General features: G+C 73.7%; 16 protein-coding genes. 3 read left to right on the forward strand and 13 right to left on the reverse strand.

Annotated elements, in window-relative coordinates; translation table 11 throughout:
- The first annotated feature begins 8 nt into the window (after positions 1-8).
- The 3 genes from ACFPL3_RS28405 (at position 9) to ACFPL3_RS28415 (ending at position 2,161) form a co-directional block, all read left to right on the forward strand.
- Positions 9-551, forward strand: coding sequence for a TetR/AcrR family transcriptional regulator (locus ACFPL3_RS28405; protein ID WP_343944605.1), 543 nt, complete (start codon positions 9-11; stop codon positions 549-551).
- A gap of 176 nt (positions 552-727) precedes the next feature.
- Complete coding sequence (locus tag ACFPL3_RS28410; protein ID WP_343944604.1) at positions 728-1,465, forward strand: DUF4956 domain-containing protein; 738 nt, start codon at positions 728-730, stop codon at positions 1,463-1,465.
- 3 nt (positions 1,466-1,468) lie between these two features.
- Positions 1,469-2,161, forward strand: a complete 693-nt coding sequence (locus ACFPL3_RS28415) for a histidine phosphatase family protein (RefSeq protein ID WP_343944603.1) — start codon at positions 1,469-1,471, stop codon at positions 2,159-2,161.
- Positions 2,162-2,224: 63 nt separating this feature from the next.
- Here the strand turns inward: ACFPL3_RS28415 and ACFPL3_RS28420 are convergent, their stop codons facing one another.
- The 13 genes from ACFPL3_RS28420 to ACFPL3_RS28480 all read right to left on the reverse strand — a co-directional run bounded on the left by ACFPL3_RS28420 (position 2,225) and on the right by ACFPL3_RS28480 (position 15,970).
- The gene (locus tag ACFPL3_RS28420) at positions 2,225-3,001 is read right to left on the reverse strand and encodes an aspartate/glutamate racemase family protein (RefSeq protein WP_343944602.1); all 777 of its coding nucleotides are present in this window, start codon (positions 2,999-3,001) and stop codon (positions 2,225-2,227) included.
- 26 nt (positions 3,002-3,027) lie between these two features.
- Positions 3,028-4,098: an ABC transporter permease gene (locus ACFPL3_RS28425; protein WP_343944601.1), complete on the reverse strand. Its 1,071-nt coding sequence runs from the start codon at positions 4,096-4,098 to the stop codon at positions 3,028-3,030.
- 26 nt (positions 4,099-4,124) lie between these two features.
- Entirely contained in the window at positions 4,125-5,621 is a 1,497-nt protein-coding gene (locus tag ACFPL3_RS28430; RefSeq protein ID WP_343944600.1) for a sugar ABC transporter ATP-binding protein, read from the reverse strand.
- Between the two features lie 22 nt (positions 5,622-5,643).
- Positions 5,644-6,627, reverse strand: a complete 984-nt coding sequence (locus ACFPL3_RS28435; protein WP_343944599.1) for a sugar ABC transporter substrate-binding protein — start codon at positions 6,625-6,627, stop codon at positions 5,644-5,646.
- Positions 6,624-7,610, reverse strand: a complete 987-nt coding sequence (locus ACFPL3_RS28440; RefSeq protein ID WP_343944598.1) for an isopenicillin N synthase family dioxygenase — start codon at positions 7,608-7,610, stop codon at positions 6,624-6,626. Before ACFPL3_RS28440 ends, ACFPL3_RS28435 begins: the two co-directional genes overlap by 4 nt.
- Before the next feature lie 163 nt (positions 7,611-7,773).
- Entirely contained in the window at positions 7,774-7,926 is a 153-nt protein-coding gene (locus tag ACFPL3_RS28445) for a hypothetical protein (RefSeq protein ID WP_343944597.1), read from the reverse strand.
- Between the two features lie 26 nt (positions 7,927-7,952).
- Positions 7,953-8,714 (reverse strand): DUF4386 domain-containing protein, encoded by a 762-nt coding sequence (locus tag ACFPL3_RS28450; RefSeq protein ID WP_343944596.1) that lies wholly within the window; start codon positions 8,712-8,714, stop codon positions 7,953-7,955.
- Between the two features lie 139 nt (positions 8,715-8,853).
- Positions 8,854-10,404, reverse strand: coding sequence for a hydrogenase large subunit (locus tag ACFPL3_RS28455; RefSeq protein ID WP_343944595.1), 1,551 nt, complete (start codon positions 10,402-10,404; stop codon positions 8,854-8,856).
- A complete protein-coding gene (locus ACFPL3_RS28460) occupies positions 10,401-11,879 on the reverse strand; it encodes a proton-conducting transporter transmembrane domain-containing protein (RefSeq protein ID WP_343944594.1) in 1,479 nt (492 codons plus the stop codon). Before ACFPL3_RS28460 ends, ACFPL3_RS28455 begins: the two co-directional genes overlap by 4 nt.
- The gene (locus tag ACFPL3_RS28465; protein ID WP_343944593.1) at positions 11,879-12,538 is read right to left on the reverse strand and encodes a hypothetical protein; all 660 of its coding nucleotides are present in this window, start codon (positions 12,536-12,538) and stop codon (positions 11,879-11,881) included. Before ACFPL3_RS28465 ends, ACFPL3_RS28460 begins: the two co-directional genes overlap by 1 nt.
- A complete protein-coding gene (locus tag ACFPL3_RS28470; RefSeq protein ID WP_343944592.1) occupies positions 12,535-13,482 on the reverse strand; it encodes a respiratory chain complex I subunit 1 family protein in 948 nt (315 codons plus the stop codon). The genes ACFPL3_RS28465 and ACFPL3_RS28470 overlap by 4 nt, the downstream gene beginning before the upstream one ends.
- Entirely contained in the window at positions 13,479-15,494 is a 2,016-nt protein-coding gene (locus tag ACFPL3_RS28475; RefSeq protein ID WP_379589738.1) for a proton-conducting transporter transmembrane domain-containing protein, read from the reverse strand. The genes ACFPL3_RS28470 and ACFPL3_RS28475 overlap by 4 nt, the downstream gene beginning before the upstream one ends.
- Entirely contained in the window at positions 15,491-15,970 is a 480-nt protein-coding gene (locus tag ACFPL3_RS28480; RefSeq protein ID WP_343944590.1) for an NADH-quinone oxidoreductase subunit B family protein, read from the reverse strand. The genes ACFPL3_RS28475 and ACFPL3_RS28480 overlap by 4 nt, the downstream gene beginning before the upstream one ends.
- Positions 15,971-15,989: the final 19 nt, after the last annotated feature.

A 15,989-nucleotide genomic window follows, 5' to 3' on the forward strand; every position in this document is an offset into this window, starting at 1 on the left:
GGTGTCCGATGCGCGCAGATGCAGCTCGCAATCTCGATGCGGTGCTCGAGGCCGGAGCGCGGCTGCTGGCCGACGATCCAGGAACGAGCGTCGGCGCCATCGCCGCCGCCGCGGGCGTGGACCGGCGCACCGTGTACCGGCGGTTCCCCAACCGGGATGCGCTGCTCTGTGCGGTGTTCGAGGCGAAGCTCGACGCGCTCGACGACGTCCTCGCCGAGAGCAGGCTCGCCCAGGCGCCGGTCGGGGTGGCCCTGCACCGGCTCGTCGAGGGGGTCGTCGCGGTCAACCACCGCTACCCGGTGGCCCACGACCAGATGGCGTGCTCGGACGGCCTCGCGGAGCGGTCCCGCGCGCAGCGCGCGCAGGTCGAGGCCTTCGTGCGGCGCGCCCAGGACGAGGGGCTGATCCGGGACGACCTGCCGGACGGGGTGGCGCACGCCCTGCTCTACAGCACGGTGAGCCTGCTGGCCCGGCAGTTCCCCGAACTCGACACCGGCCGGGCGGCCGACCTCGCCGTGGAGATCCTGCTCGGCGGCATCGGCCGCCGCTGAGAGCTCCTCAAGGCCGGGCGCTGACTCGCACGTCACACCTATGTGTTGCCAAACCAGCTAAGCGCTACGTTGTTGTGGTGTTTGCTCGGTGAGCTGCTACAGCGACGCGAGGGGTGACCGCGTGACGGGGTTGTCCGATTCCCCCGCACGCCGCCGATGACCTGGGGAGTCGAACGGTGAATATCGGTGTTCTGGCCGGCGAAGCCATCGCGAGGTACTCCGGCTTCGTGATCGACCTCGTGATCGACCTCGTGGCCATCATGCTGATGGCCTACGTGCTCTACTTCCGCCGGCACTGGCGTGCGGACCTGCTGCTGTCCTACGTCACGCTCAACATCGGCATCTTCGTGGTGATGTCGCTGCTGAGCACCGTGCAGGTGGACATCGCCGTCGGCTTCGGGCTCTTCGCGATCCTCTCGATCGTCCGGTTGCGGTCCAGCGCGGTGACCCAGCAGGAGGTGGCCTACTACTTCGTCGCGCTCGTGATGGGCCTGCTCAACGGGATGGACGTGGCCGACCGCGCACTGCAGGTGGTGCTCAACGCCCTGCTGCTGGTGACGATGGCCGTGTTCGACAGCAGGGCGCTGCGCGAGCGGTCGCGCCGCGTGGACGTCCATCTGAGGAAGGTGTACGACGACGACGCGGTGCTCGTGGCCGACCTCGAACGCGAGCTGGGCGGGAGGGTCATGTACCACGAGGTCACCGAGGTCGACCTGGGCCGCAGGCACACGTCCGTCGACGTGCGGTACCGACCCGGCACCGGCGTCGTCCGCCGGGACGAGCCCGAGCCGGCCGGCGAGGTGGTAATCGTCGAGGAGCCGCCCGGCCCGAGGGAGATCCCGGCAGCACCGGCGGCGGCCCTCGTCTCCAGCGGCTCCGGTGGCGAGAACCGGTCCGACCCGGTGGTGGGGTGAACGATGCGAACGGGAGTGGAACCGGTGCGGCGGGTGCTCGTGGCACTCGTCACCGTGGTGCTCGCGGCCGTGCTGGCCGCCTGCTCCGGCGGCGGGCAGCCGGTGCCCACGGCGTCGCCCGGCGGCGCGGCGCCGGACACCGCCCCGGTGGGCACCGTGGTGATGGTGATCCGGCACGGCGAGAAGCCGGACGGGTCGCACCCCGGCATCGACGCGCAGGGCGACGAGGACGACAGCTCCCTCACCGCCGTCGGCTGGCAGCGGGCCGAACGGCTGGCCGAGCTGTTCGACCCGCCGTCGGGTGCTCCGCGTGCCGGGCTCGCCCGCCCGGTGGCGATCTACGCGGCCGGGGCCAACGACGACGGTGAGGGTGCCCGCACCCGCGAGACGGTCGCGCCGCTCGCCGCGCGGCTGGGCATCACGGTGAACACCGACTACGGCAAGGGCGACGAGGAGGATCTCGTCGACGCGGTGATCGCGGGCCCGGGACCGACGCTGATCAGCTGGCAGCACGGCGAGCTGCCCGCCATCGCCGACGCCTTCCCCGGTGTCACCCCCACCCCGCCGAAGGACTGGCCGGACGACCGCTTCGACGTGGTCTGGACGTTCACCAGGACCGCCGACGGCTGGCACTTCGCCCAGGTGCCCGAACTCGTGCTGCCCCAGGACCGCAGCGACGTCATCGACGAGCGGTAGCGCGGCCGCCGAGGTCCTGCACACCAACCAGGTCGCGCTGCACCCGGGGCGGCACAGCCATCCTCAGGACCGGTACGCGGGCGGGCGGTGGACGACCGCGCTGCGGCCGAGCGCAGCCGAGACCGGCCAGCCCCTGCGCACCTTGGGCAGCGGGTGGGCGTACCCGTGGGCCCGGCCGGTCACGAGCGCCAGCCTCACCAGTCCCTCGGCGAGCACGACGGCCGCCCCGACCCCGTCGACGACGGGCACGCCGCAGTCGGCCTCGAGACGCTCGCGGAGCCCGGCCATGCCGGCGCAGCCCAGCACGATGACGTCGGCGCCGGCGGCGACGGCAGCGCGGGCCGGGCCGGCGAACGCCGCGGCGGTGCGGTCTGGGTCGGCGTCGAGCGCGAGCACCGGCAGGTCGACGGCGTCGATCGCGTGGCACCGCTCGATCAGGCCGCTGCCGCGCAGGCTCTCCTCGATCAGCGGCGCCGTGCGGCTCAGCGAGGTGACCACGGCGAAGCGCTCGCCGATCAGCAGTGCGAGGTGCGCCGCGGCTTCCGTGATGTCGACGACGGGCACGTCGAGCAGTTCGCGCGCGGCCTGGCGCCCGTGCTCACCGAACCCCGACATGACCACCGCGTCGAACGGGCCGACGGCCTCCGGAGCGGTGGTCAGCGCGTCGAGCACGGCCGCGGCGCTGATGAAGCTGTCGAGCCAGCCCTCGCAGGACTCCGGTCCCCACGCGGGCGTCAGTGCGGTGATCTCGGTCCCGGGGGTCGCGGCCGTGCGCGCGGCGGCGGCCATGTCCTCCGTCATCGCCTCGGTGGTGTTGCAGTTCGTCAGCAGCAGGTGCACGGCGTCCTCGGGGTCGGGGAGCGGGGTCAGGGGACCTTCTGGTCGTCGGGTATCCGCGCGGGCGGCGGGGCGGCGACGACGGCGGGTCCCCGGCGGTCGGGTTGGGCATCGGCGGCGGGGGCGGCGCGCAGGAGCAGGCGCGGGATGACCGTGGCGCCGAGGCGGTCGAGCGCGGCGGCGAGCACGAGAGCGACCCCGGCGGACGCGGTCTGCACGTACGGGGTGACATTGGTGAGGACGAGGCCGTTCTGCAGGGTCGCGAGGAACAGCCAGGCGATCAGCACCCCGAACAGGTTCCCCCGTCCGCCGGCGAAGGCGACCCCGCCGAGCAGGACGATCGTGAGCACGGCGAACTCCATGCCCTCACCGGTCACGGCGGGCGACACCCCGTTGAGCCGGGCCGCGAACACCAGCCCGGCGAGGCCCGCGCTGAAGCCGGTCACGACGTAGAGCGCGAACGGGAGCGCCCGCACCGGCAGCGCCGACAGGTACGCCGCGTGGCGGTTCACGCCGATCGCGAAGACGTGGCGTCCGGCCGGGGTGAGGGTCAGGAAGGCGGCGCCGAGCAGGAACATCGCGATGGCGGCGCAGAGCGTGTACGGGATGCCCAGCAGCGTGCCGGTGCCGAGGGACTCCACGAGCGGGCCGATGCCGTAGATCTGGTCCTCCTGCACCAGCAGGGTCCCTCCGCGGATCGCGCCCAGCATGCCGAGCGTGACGATGATGGGGTTGAAGCGCAGCACGACGCAGAGCACGGCGTTGACCACGCCGATGGCGGTGGCCACCAGCAGGGCGAGCGCGATCCCCGCGACCTCCGAGAGGCCCCAGCGGGTGACGGCGAGCGCGAGGACCATGCCGGACAGGCCCGCGGTCGACCCGACCGAGAAGTCGATGTTTCCGGAGATCACCAGCAGCGCGAAGGGCACGACGACGACGCCGAGCGCCGCGGCGTTGTTCGCCAGGATCACGACGTTGTCCGGCGACAGGAAGGTGCTGGTCCGGGACGTGAAGTAGGCGGCGAGCGCCACGAGCGCGACGGCGAGCACCGCGTTGGAGACCGATTGGGGCCGCAGGAGCCGGTGGTGGAGGGGGGACATCGTGTTCTCCCGTCAGTGCTGCTCCGTCAGTGCTGCTCGCCGGCGTGGGCCAGTTCGAGCAGCGTGTGTTCGTCGAGGTCGGTGCGTTGCAGCACGCCGGAGATCCGGCCGCGGGCGAGCACGATCACGCGGTCGGCCACCGCCAGCAGCTCCTCCGGCTCGGAGGAGGCGAGCAATGCGGCCGTGCCGCCCGTGGTGACGAACCGGCGCAGCGCGGCGTAGAGCTCGGCCCGGGCGGCGACGTCGACGCCGTCGGTCGGTTCGTCGAGGAGCAGGAGGCGGCAGCCGGTCCGCGGGTTGAGCCACCGCCCGATCACGAGCTTCTGCTGGTTGCCGCCGGAGTAGCGGCCGGCCGCGAGGTGGGGGCGGTTCGGTGCGAGCGACATCGCCCCGGCCACCGCTCCGAACAGGGTCCGCTCGGCGCGGCGGTCGCGGGCGGTGCCCGCCCGGGCGAGGTGGGCGTAGCTGGGGAGCAGGACGTTGTCGGCGGCGGGGAGCGTCGGGAAGATGCTCGTGCGCAGCCGGTCGGACGGCACGAGCGCCACGCCCTGGCCCAGCACCGCAGCCGGTGAACGCAACGACAGCCGCTCCCCGGCGATCCTCGCCCCTCCCGCCGTCGCCCGCCGGGCGCCCGCGAGCGTCTCCAGGAGCTCGGTGCGCCCGGCGCCGACGAGCCCGTACAGCCCGACGATCTCGCCCTCGCCGACCGTGAGGTCGACGGGGCCGAAGCCGGGCCCGGCGAGCCCGCGCACCTCGAGCGAAGGGCGGACCTCGGAGACCCGGCGGGGCCGGTCGCGGGCCTGGGCCTGCCGGCGGCCGGCGATCGCCGTGACGAGATCCCCTTTGTTCAGCTCGGCCGCGGGTGCGGACAGCACCACGCGCCCGTCGCGCAGCACGGTGACCCGGTCGGCCAGCTCGAGCGCCTCGGTGAGGCGGTGCGTCACGAACAACAACGGAAGCCCGCGCGCCTTCAACCGGCGCATCCGCTCGGCGAGCCGCTCGACCTCGCGCTCGGTCAGCGCGGCCGTCGGCTCGTCGAGGATCAGCACGCGCGGGTTTCGCACCATGGCCTTCGCGATCTCGATGACCTGCAGGCCCGCGTTGCCCAGCGTGGTGGGGTCGTCCCGCGGGCCGAGCTCGGAACCGAGGTCGGCCAGCGCGGAGGCGGCCTGCTCCCGGGCCGCCCGCCGCCGCCGGAACGGACCCCGGCGCGGCTCGACGCCCAGCGTCACGTTCTCCGCGACGTCGAGGCTCAGCGCCACGGTCGGCGTCTGGTGGATGACGGCGATGCCCTCGCGTCGCGCCTCGGCGGGGGTCAGCGCGGAATGGGTGCGCCCCGCCACCGTGACGGTGCCGCTGTCCGGCCGCTCGGCACCGGACAGGCACCTGATGACCGTCGACTTCCCGGCGCCGTTCGCTCCGAGCAGGGCGTGGATCTCGCCGTCGCCGACGGTGAGGTCCACGCCCCGCAGGACCGGCACGCCCTCGTAGCTCTTGTGCAGGGACCTGACGATGAGGGCCACTTCTCGCTCCATTCGGGGACGGCTACGCCCAGCGGGCGAGTGCCTGCTCGAGCTCCGGGCTGCCGGCGGTCGCGGGCAGGTAGCTCACCGAGTAGGTCGTCGGACCCGTGCCCTCGGCTGCGTTGGCGGCGACGTCGACCATCCCGGCCCCGATCGCGACGAGGTCGAGCGCGGCCGAGGCGCGGTAGGCGGTGTCCCCGGCGGCTATCGTCTCGAGCGATTCCTTCGTGCCGTCCATCCCGCCGAGGAACATGTCCGGGCTCTTCGGGTCGGGCAGCGCCTTCAGCGCGCCGAACGTCGCGGAGTCCTCTACCGCGAGGAAGCCGTTGAGATCCGGGTGGGCCTGCAGCAGGTTCGCCGCGGCGTCGACCCCCTCGGTCTCCGACAGGGCGTTCTGCCGGGCGACCACCTCCACCCGGGGCGCCTTCTCCCGCAGTGCCGCCTCGATGCCCTCGACCCTGGCGCGGGCCCACTCGCCCTCGTCGTAGCCGAAGATCGCGACCTTCCCGGTGCCGCCGCGCTGCTCGTTGAACCAGGTCGCGGCCATTTCACCGAGCACCCGGCCGCCGGCCTGCTGCTGCATGTCGACCTCACCGGTCTGGTTCTGCAGCGCCGAGCCGTAGGTGATCCACTTGACGCCCGCGGCGGTCGCCTGCTTGGCCACCCCCTCCAGAGCCTTCGCGTCGAGCGCCACGGCGATGATCGCCGCGTAGCGCTGCGGGATCCAGGTCTGGATGGTGCTGACCTGCTTGTCCAGATCGGAGCCCGGGTCGTCCAGCACGAGCCGGTACCCGCGTGCGGCCGCCCGCTCCTCGGCGGCCTCCATCTCGACCTGCAAGGCGGGTGTTCGTGCGTAGTTCGGGAAGGAGATGGCGATGGTCCGCTGCGCGGACTCACCACCGGAGGAGGCCGCCCCGCCGCACGCGGACAGCGCGAGCACCAGGACTGCGACGAGGACGGCGCCGAGGCGGTTGACGGTCGAAGGGGTGGACGTGCGGTGGCTCATCGGGTGTTCCCTCCACTGAAGCTCCGCTCCGTCTTGCGGATCATGTTCTCGCCGGAGGAGATCGGCGGGTACCGCGGCGGCTGCGCGGGGCCGACGCAGGACGGGAGCGCCTCGATCACGGTGTCGTAGTTCGGCTGGCAGAAGAACGGGAACGACAGGCGTCCCATCGACAGCCGTTCCGGTGGGGGGTTCTGGACGCGGTGCAGCGTCGAGATCCAGCGGTCGTTGGTCCAGCGCGCCATCAGGTCGCCGATGTTCACGACGTACGCGCCCGCCATCGGCTCCACCGGGACCCACCGCCCGCCGACGTGGACCTCGAGCCCGCCCACCTCGTCACGCTGGTGCAGCAGGGTGAGGCTGCCGTAGTCGGTGTGCTCGCCCACCCGGATCTGGCCGGGAGCGGGCTGCTCGAGGATCGGCGGGTAGTGGTTGGCGAACAGGTTGCTGATGTGCCGGTCGATCTTGTCGTCGAAGAAGTCCGCAGGCAGGTCCAGCGCCGTGGCGAACAGGCTCATCAGCTGCGCCGCCAGCGCCTGCATGGCGTCGTAGTAGGTCTCCCACACCGCGCGGAAGCGAGGGATCTCGGCCGGCCACACGTTCGGCCGGAAGTTGATGCCCGCGTGTTCCGGGGAGAAGTACGGGTCGTCCGGGACGTGCGGGAGCCCGGCGGCGAACAGTTCGACGAGGTCACCCCCGTCCATCCGCTCGCGGGTGGCGGCCAGCGACCGCACCTTGGGCGGCACGTAGCCGCGGCTGGCAGCCCGGTTCGCGGTGACGTAGCGGTTCTTGATCTCGGCGGGCAGGGCGAAGAACTCCGCGGTGACCCGGTACAGGTCGTCGACGAGGTCTGCGGCCACGCCGTGGTCGGTGAGCACCAGGAACCCGACGGTGCGGTTGGCCGCGTCGATCGCGCGGGCCTCCGCCCGGCGTTCGGAATCGCTCGAGAGTGCACGGGACAGGCTGACGAGGGGAAGTGTGGACATCGCTTCCTCACGGTCGAACGGATCCGCGCGTGTATGCCGAGCGGCACGTGCACGGATCCGGAGCGGGGAGGGGAAGGGAGGGGCCCGCCGGTTCGAGGGGCGGGAACCGGCGGTGTGGCGTCGGGCGCCGGATGGCGCGGCGACGCGGTGGAGCGTGTGGCGGTCAGGCCCGAGGGGCGACCGCGCCCATCCCTCTGCTCATCTCGACCGACAGGAGGGCCAGCCGCGGGCGCCGCAGCGACGCCGCGCGGAGGCAGTCCGCCGTGGTGAAGGTGATGCGGGAGAAGTACTTCACCCGGTCCACCTCCTCATCCACGTCGGGACCTCGTCGTGGGCAGGACTTTAGATGCGGATCGTTTCGTCGTCGTTTCCGCTGATCTCGCTCTGATTACCAAGCGGCGTCCCGGCGATGACGGGCGAGGGCCGGAATCCCGCGACGAGCAGGTAGACGCCCAGCGAGAACTCCCACACGGCGATCGGCAGGGCGCACAGCGCCGACATCGCCGAGACCTGCCCCCAGACGTCGAACAGCGTGGCGGCGACGGAGGCGAGGAGCAGCGGTGCCCCGATCAGGCCGAGCACCGGGAGCACGCGTGGCACGAGGCGCGACCGGTACAGCAGGGAGCCCAGCAGCAGGGCGTTCACGGCCGGGATCGTGCCCTGGCCGAGGAGGAAGACCCAGTCGTGGAAGGCGACCAGCGCCTGGGCGGTGGGCAACGCGTCGGCCCCGGCGCCGGCCCTGCGCAGGCTCACCACCGACAACAGGCTCACGACGCACATGACGATCGTGCCGGCCTCGAGGACCCGCGTTCCGACGAAGCCCAGCGCGGCGGCCTCGTTCTGCCGCTTCACGACCGGGTACAGCACGACGGCCGTGCCGATGCCGGCGAGCGCCACGACCATCTCCAGGACGCCGCCGACGATCACCGGGGTATCCGGGCCGGGGCCGGTGATGTACCCCGGCTCGCGGACGGGGCCGTAGAGGGCGAGGGTCGGGATCGAGACGAAGGTCAGCAGGTAGAACACCCCGGCGACCAGCGCGGTCCTCCTCAGCGGGTCCGTGCCCGCGCGGGCCGCCGCCGGGATGCCGTCACTGGTGCTCATGACGTTCTGTCTCGCCCGGGGTCCCGCGATCGTGAGCGGGTGCGGGCCCCGTGCACTCGAACGGCCGCGTCGTACGAGCGGCACTCCCGTCCGATAGAGCGGGACGAAGGTGCCGTTCGTACGGGGCGGACGAGCGGCCTCAGAGGTCGTTGCCCGCGTATGAGAGGTTGAAGCTCTTGTTGACCAGCGGGAAGTCGGGAACGATCGTGTCGGCGAGCGCCACCGGCAGCGCGGGCCAGTTGAAGAAGCTCGGGTCCACCACCTTGAGCCGGGTGAGGGTGCCGTCGGCCGCGAGCTCCACCCGGTGCACGATCGTGCCGCGCCAGCCCTCGACGATGCCCACGCCGCCGCGCCCCCGTGGTTCTGGAAAGCCACATTCAGGCCCTCTCCGGCCCTGAATGTGGCTTTCCTGAACTTCGGAGCCGGCCGCCGGCCGGGCGCCCAGGTGGTCGACCAGTGTCGTGATCATGGCCGCCGACTCGGTGATCTCGTCGGCACGCATGCAGAACCGCGCGAGGACGTCGCCGCCGGTGTGCTGGTGGGTCGGGCGGGAGAACCCGGTGGTGAGCGTGGGGTGGTCGCGCCGGGCGTCGACGTCGACGCCGCTCGCGCGGGCGACGTAGCCGAGGGTGCCGAGGTCGACGGCCTGCTCCCGGGTGAGCACGGCGGTGCCGGCGAACCGGTCGCGCACGACGCTGTGGCCGAGGGCGAGGTCGACGACGTCCCCGATGTCCGCGACGACGGCGGCCAGCTCGGCCGGGTCGGGCAGCCGGGTGGCGGTGGCGGTTCCGATGCCGATCGCACCGCGGAGCAGCCGGTGGCCGGTGACCTGCTCGTTCAGGCGCAGCAGCCGCTCGCGGATCCGGCTCGCGTGGGTGTTGAGGATGGCGTGGCCGACGTCGTTGCAGAGGGCGCCGATGTCGGCGACGTGGTTGTAGAGCCGTTCGAGCTCGAGCACGATCGCGCGCATCCGGCGGACGTCCTCGCTGACGGTGATCCCGAGCGCGTCCTCGACGGCCTGGCAGAACGCGAGCGTGTGGCCCGCGGTGGTGTCGCCGCTGATCCGTTCCGCCACCGGGAGCGCATCGGCGGGCCTGCGCCCCTGCACGAGCTTCTCGACGCCGCGGTGTACGAACCAGAGGCGGGCCTTGAGCTTGAGGATGGTCTCGCCCACCACGGAGAACCGGAAGTGGCCCGGCCCGATCATGCCGGCGTGCACCGGCCCGACGGGGATCTCGTAGACGCCCGGCCCCTCGACCCGGCGGAACGGGTACGGGCCGTCGACGTCGCCGAACTCCGGGGGCGGGCCGGCGTCGGCGAGCATCGGGTACCAGCCCTGCGGCCAGTGGAAGTGCCGCACGAGCCGGCGGGGGAGCGGGTGCCCGTCGGGCACGATCCCGAACAGGTCGCGCATCTCCCGCTCGAAGCGGCCGGCCGGGAACGACAGCGCGGCCAGGCTGGGCACGTGCGGGTGCGCCGGGTCCAGCGGAACGTGGAGTTCGGTGCGGCCACCGGTGTCGCCACCGGTGAACAGGTACACGGCGCGCAGCCCGGCGCCGGCCGGCCGGTCGTCGTGCCCTGCGACGAGCGCGAGCCGCGCGCCGTGGGCGAACAGCTCCGCCGCCCGGGCGGGCAGGTCGTCCGGGGTGATGGTCACCGGGTCGGCGGGCGCGGTGGTGGAGCCGGTCATCGGATGCCCCCGAGGGTCGCGGCGGCGTGTTCGAGCAGGACGGACAGCGGCCCGGCGGTGATCCCCAGCACCGCGCACCCGGCCAGGCCGACGATCAGCGCGGCGGCCGTGCTGCGCGGGAGCACGAGGGGTGCGGGGGCCGCACCGGGGCCCTCGGGTGCCGCGCCCAGGAGCATCCGGCCGGTGTGGGTGACCAGCGCGGCGCCGATGACGACGACGAGCACCAGGGCGGCCGCCGCGGCCCAGCCGATGCCGGTGCCGAACCCCGCGCTGACGATCCCGAGCTCGCTGGCGAACAGGCTGAACGGCGGGAGCCCGAGCAGCGCGAGCACGCCGGCGCCGACGGCACCGGCGAGGACCGGTTGCCGCGCGGCCAGGCCGCGGACGCCGTCGATGCGGCTGGTGCCGGTGGTCTGCAGGAGCCGGCCGGCGCCGAGGAACAGCACGCACTTGGCGAGGCCGTGGCCGAGCACGTGCAGCAGGACGGCCGCGGTGGCGAGCGGGCCACCCGCCGCCGCGCCGAGCGCGAGCAGCCCCATGTGCTCGATGCTGGAGTAGGCGAGCATGCGCTTGTAGTCACGTTGTGCGATGAGCAGGGAGGCCGCCACCAGCAGCGACGCGATCGCGGCGGCGATCAGCAGCCCGCGGGCGAACCCGGGGCCGAGCGCCCCGTCGGAGATCACCTTCACCCGCAGCACCGCGGAGAACGCCACCGCGAGCAGCACCCCGGACATCAGCGCCGACACCGGGGCGGGGGCCTGGCTGTGCGCGTCGGGCAGCCAGGCGTGCAGGGGCGCGAGGCCGGCCTTCGTGCCGAAGCCGACGATCAGCAGCACGACGGCGATGCGGGTGACCGCGGGATCGAGCTGCGGCGCGGCGAGCGCCAGCGCCGCCCAGTCGAGGCCGGCGCCGGTGCGGGAGTGCGCCGAGGCGTGCCCCAGCACCACGATCCCGAGCAGGGCCAGCGCGATCCCGGCGGAGCAGATCACGACGTACTTCCACGCGGCCTCGACGGCGGCGCGCGTGCGGCGCTGCCCCACCAGGAACGCGGTGATGATCGTGGTGGCCTCCACCGCGACCCACAGCAGACCGAGGTCGGCCGCGGTCACCGCGAGCGCCATCGCGGCGAGGAAGGCCTGCACGAGCACCGCGTGCCACGTGACGGTGCGGGTGCCGATGCGCCCGGCGTCGAGCTCCGCGGCCAGGTGGGCGGGCGTGGCGACGGCGACGAGCACCGCGACCGCGGTGATCACGATCAGCATGAACGCGCCGACCGCGTCGACCCGCAGCAGGGCGGCCACGGCGATCGGGCCGTCCGCGACGACCCGGGCCGCCAGCAGTACGGCCACCAGCAGGGACAGCAGCGCCGATGCCGTGGCCACGTGGGCGGTGGCCGGCCGCCAGCCGGCGATCGCGTACACCGCCGCGCCGAGCGCGGGGATCACGAGCGGGGCGGCCGCGAGCAGGATGTCCATCAGTCGTGCAGCTCCCGCAGCTCGTCGAGGTCGGTGTCGCCGAACGTCTCCCGCATCCGCCCGGTGAGCACCTGCAGCACGAGCACCACGAGGAGCAGGTCGAGCGCCACACCGACCTCGACCAGCAGCCCGATCCCCGCGCTGCTCAGGAAGCCGGCGGCGGTGATGCCGTTGTCCATCAGGAGGAAGCCGACCAGCTGGGACACCGCGTGCCTGCGGGTGACGAGCACGAGGAAGCCGATCAGCACGACCGCGATCGCGATCGGGATCGCCCGCGTGGCCGGTGCGGGGGAGAGCGCCACGAGCGGCGCCGAGACCGCGAGTGCCAGCAGCGTGAGCGCGGCGGCGGCCAGGAGCGAGGCGGCGACGTTCAGCGCGGGGCGGCTCTCCCGCTGGCCGGGCGCCGCCCCCGTCAGCGCCCGGCGCAGCAGCCACGGCAGCACGACGCCCCGCAGGACCAGCAGGCCGGCGGCCACCACGGCCAGCTCGGCGGAGCCCTCGTCCCAGGCGAGCACGGCCACCAGCGCGGCCAGGGCCACGCCCTGCAGGGCGAAGATCCGCACGATCATGGTGATCTCGCGGCGCCACAGCACGAGCACCGCGGTGAGCAGCAGCGCGCCCGCGGCGATGTTGAGCATCTCGATCCCGTGCACGGTCACCCCAGGACGAACGCGGTGGTCACCGCGAGCAGCGCGAGCAGGAACGACCCGGCCAGGAGCTCGGGCACGCGGAAGAGCCGGAGCTTGGCCAGGAACACCTCGGCGGCCGCCAACGCGGCTCCGAGCACGCCGACCTTCACGGCGAAGGCGACGACGCCGAGGGCCAGCGCACCGACGCCCGCGCTCGTGGCGATGGCCCACGGCACGAACAGCGTGGCCACCAACCCCAGGTAGACCGCGAGCCGCAGGGCGGCGCCGAGCTCGATCAGCGCCAGGCGCGGGCCTGCGTACTCCAGCACCATCGCCTCGTGCACCATCGTGAGCTCCAGGTGCGTGGCCGGGTTGTCCACCGGGAGCCGCCCGGTCTCGGCGACGACCACGAGCGTGAGCGCCACCGCGGCGAGCAGGCCGGCGGGGGAGATCATCCGGTCCGGATCGGCCACCCCCGCTCCGACGATCGCGGGCAGTCCCGTGGAGCCCACCGGCACGGACAGCGCGAAGATCGCCACCAGCGCTGTGGGCTCGACCAGCGCGAGGATCGTCACCTCGCGGCTCGCGCCCATCCCGCCGAACGCGGTGCCGGTGTCCAGCCCCGCGAGCGCCGTGATCACGGTGCCGTGCGCCAGCAGCGCGACCACGACGAACAGGTCGGCCACGGCGGGCAGCGGCGAGTCCACCGTGACGAACGGGACGACCACGGCCACCACCACGGTCATCGCCACCATCAGCACCGGGGCGACCCGGAAGATCTCGCTCGTGCCGCGCGGGGTGATCGACTCCTTGCGCAGCTGCTTGCGCAGGTCGCGCCACGGTTGCAGGACACCCGGCCCCACGCGGCCGTCGAGGCGCGCCCTGACCTGCCGCATCAGCCCGAGCAGCAGCGGGGCTCCGCCCACGATCACCACGGCCTGCAGCAGTCCGCCGGCCACACCCAGCGCGGTCACCAGGTCACCGCCAGGAGCACCAGCAGCACGCAGAGCGTGCCGAAGCCGTAGCCGAGGTAGCGGTGCACGCTCCCGGTGGCGAGCCTGCGCCCCGCCCGGCCCCACGCCGCCGTGGCGGCGAGGACCGGTGCGTAGAGGCCGGTCTCGATCCGGTCCGGGACGCTGCGCCGGTAGGCGACGGCGGACACCAGGTAGCGCGACTCCCGGTGATGGGTGACGTCGACGTCCTGCACCGGGTCGAGCACGTCGTCGAACACGCGTTGCAGCGGTTCGGCGAACGAGGTGGCGGTGTACTCCATGCGCGGCGACATCGGCCCGCCGCCGCAGTCCCAGAGCCGGGCCTGCCGGGGCCGCCGGGCGGCCAGCAGCCGCAGCGCCCCGACGACCGCCGCCACCGCGACGGCGAGCGCGGCCACCAGCAGCAGCGGGGACATCGCGCCCTGCACCCCGATCAGCTCCGTCGTCAGGGCTCCCCGTACGGCCGGGCCCGCGCCCAGCACTCCCGCCGCCACGCCCGTGACGGCGGGGAGCACGAGCGTCGGGGCGAGCGCGGGTGCAACGCACGCCGCCGCGGCGACGCCCATGCCGGCCAGCATCGTCGGCGGGCACTCCCGGGCCGCGGCCGCCTCGGCGGTGCGTGGGCGGGCGAGGAACCCCACGCCGAACGCCTTGACGAACGTGGCCACCGCGAGCCCGGCCGTGAGCGCGACGGCGGCCACCGCGAGCGGCAGCACGATCGAGGCCAGCACGTCGAGACCCGGTGCCGTGCCCGGGCCGTGGACCAGCGACTGCAGGAGCAGCCACTCGCTCACGAATGCCGGTCCCGGTGGCAGCGCGGACGCCGCGAGCGCGCCGAGGCCGAACGCCACCGTGGTGGCCGGCATCGCGGTACGCAGCCCGCCGAGGGCGTCGAGGTCGCGGGTGCCGGTGGCCTGCACCACCGAGCCGGCGGCCAGGAACAGCAGCGTCTTGAACGCGGCGTGCGTGAACACGTGCAGCAGCGCCGCGGTGAGCGCCAGCGCGGCGAGCACCCGGTCGCCGCCTGCGGCGTAGAGCCCGCTCGCGCCCACTCCGACCAGGACCAGCCCCATGTTCTCGGTCGTCGAGTAGCCCAGCAGCCGCTTGAGGTCGGTGCGGACGGCGGCCTGCAGGATCCCGTACACCGCGGACCCGGCTCCGAGCACCAGCACCGCGAGCCACCACCACCGCGGCCCGCCTGCGAGCAGGTCCAGCCCGACCCGGACGATCCCGTACACGCCGAGGTTGACCATCGCCGCGGACATCAACGCCGACACGTGGCTCGGCGCCTCCGGGTGGGCCCGGGGGAGCCAGGCGTGCAGCGGCAGGACCCCGGCCTTCGACCCGAACCCGACCAGGCACAGCACGAATCCGAGACCGGCCACGCCAGGCGGAAGCTCTTCGGCACGCAGCGCGGCGAACGAGCCGTCGCCCGCCGACGACGCCAGGACCAGCAGGCCGGTCAGGATCGCGGCGAACCCGAGGTGGGTCATCACCGCGTACCAGCGGCCCGCTGTGGCCACCTCGGCGCGCCTGCCGTGCTCCGCGAGCACCAGCAGCAGCGAGGTCAGCGCCATCAGCTCCCAGAGGAGCAGCAGCGTGCCGACGTCCCCGGCGGCCGGCACCAGCAGGACGGCCAGCACGAAGAGCGGGGCGACGGCCTGCACGAGCCGGCCGTCGAGCCCGTGGCGGGCGTACCCGATCCCGTAGACCCCCGCGGCCACGGCGACGGCACCCCCGACGGCCATGAACAGCCCACCGAGGCCGTCGACCGCGAACTCGACGCCCGACAGCGGCAGCAGCCACGGAACGGACGCCGACCACGAGCCGCCGCCCATCGCCGCCACCCCGGCGGCGGCGCCGAGCGCGCCGGTGCCTGCCACTCCCGCGCCCGCGACCAGGGGCCGGATCCCACGCTGCACGACGGCGGCCGCCAGCGCGGTGCCGAGCCCGGCGACGACCGCCGCGCCGAGCAGGAGCTGGACGAGGTTCATCGACCGGTCACGGACCGCACCGCGTCGACGATCGCCTCCGGCCGCGGCGGGCACCCGGCGACCTCGACGTCGACCGGGACGATCTCCCGCACCGGCCCGGCAACGCCGTACGCCTCGGCGAACACCCCGCAGTTGCGGGCGCAGTCGCCCACCGCGACCACGACGCGCGGCTCCGGCACCGCCTCGTACGTGCGGCGCAGCGGCTCGGCCATGTTGCGCGTGACCGGCCCGGTGACGAGCAGCGCGTCGGCGTGCCGGGGCGAGGCCACCAGCCGCGCCCCGTACCGCTCCAGGTCGTACACCGGGCCGAACGCCGCCCCGATCTCGATCTCACAGCCGTTGCACGAGCCCGCGTCCACGTGCCGGATCTGCACCGAGCCCGAGAATTCCGCCGCAGCCGGGACCGCCGCCGGCGCGTCCGGAGCGGGTTCGGCGACCCGTCCGATCGCGCGGATCTTCCGCCACAACCTCAACACGTGAAACTCCAGTCCGCTC

Source organism: Pseudonocardia zijingensis (assembly GCF_042657305.1).
Classification (GTDB): Bacteria; Actinomycetota; Actinomycetes; order Mycobacteriales; family Pseudonocardiaceae; genus Pseudonocardia; species Pseudonocardia zijingensis.

Coding starts and splice junctions, on each gene's coding strand:
- ACFPL3_RS28405 (WP_343944605.1), top strand. CDS start 9: ATGCGCGCAGATGCAGCTCGCAATCTCGATGCGGTGCTCGAGGCCGGA.
- ACFPL3_RS28415 (WP_343944603.1), top strand. CDS start 1,469: ATGCGAACGGGAGTGGAACCGGTGCGGCGGGTGCTCGTGGCACTCGTC.
- ACFPL3_RS28425 (WP_343944601.1), bottom strand. CDS start 4,098: ATGTCCCCCCTCCACCACCGGCTCCTGCGGCCCCAATCGGTCTCCAAC.
- ACFPL3_RS28435 (WP_343944599.1), bottom strand. CDS start 6,627: ATGAGCCACCGCACGTCCACCCCTTCGACCGTCAACCGCCTCGGCGCC.
- ACFPL3_RS28440 (WP_343944598.1), bottom strand. CDS start 7,610: ATGTCCACACTTCCCCTCGTCAGCCTGTCCCGTGCACTCTCGAGCGAT.
- ACFPL3_RS28450 (WP_343944596.1), bottom strand. CDS start 8,714: ATGAGCACCAGTGACGGCATCCCGGCGGCGGCCCGCGCGGGCACGGAC.
- ACFPL3_RS28455 (WP_343944595.1), bottom strand. CDS start 10,404: ATGACCGGCTCCACCACCGCGCCCGCCGACCCGGTGACCATCACCCCG.
- ACFPL3_RS28460 (WP_343944594.1), bottom strand. CDS start 11,879: ATGGACATCCTGCTCGCGGCCGCCCCGCTCGTGATCCCCGCGCTCGGC.
- ACFPL3_RS28475 (WP_379589738.1), bottom strand. CDS start 15,494: ATGAACCTCGTCCAGCTCCTGCTCGGCGCGGCGGTCGTCGCCGGGCTC.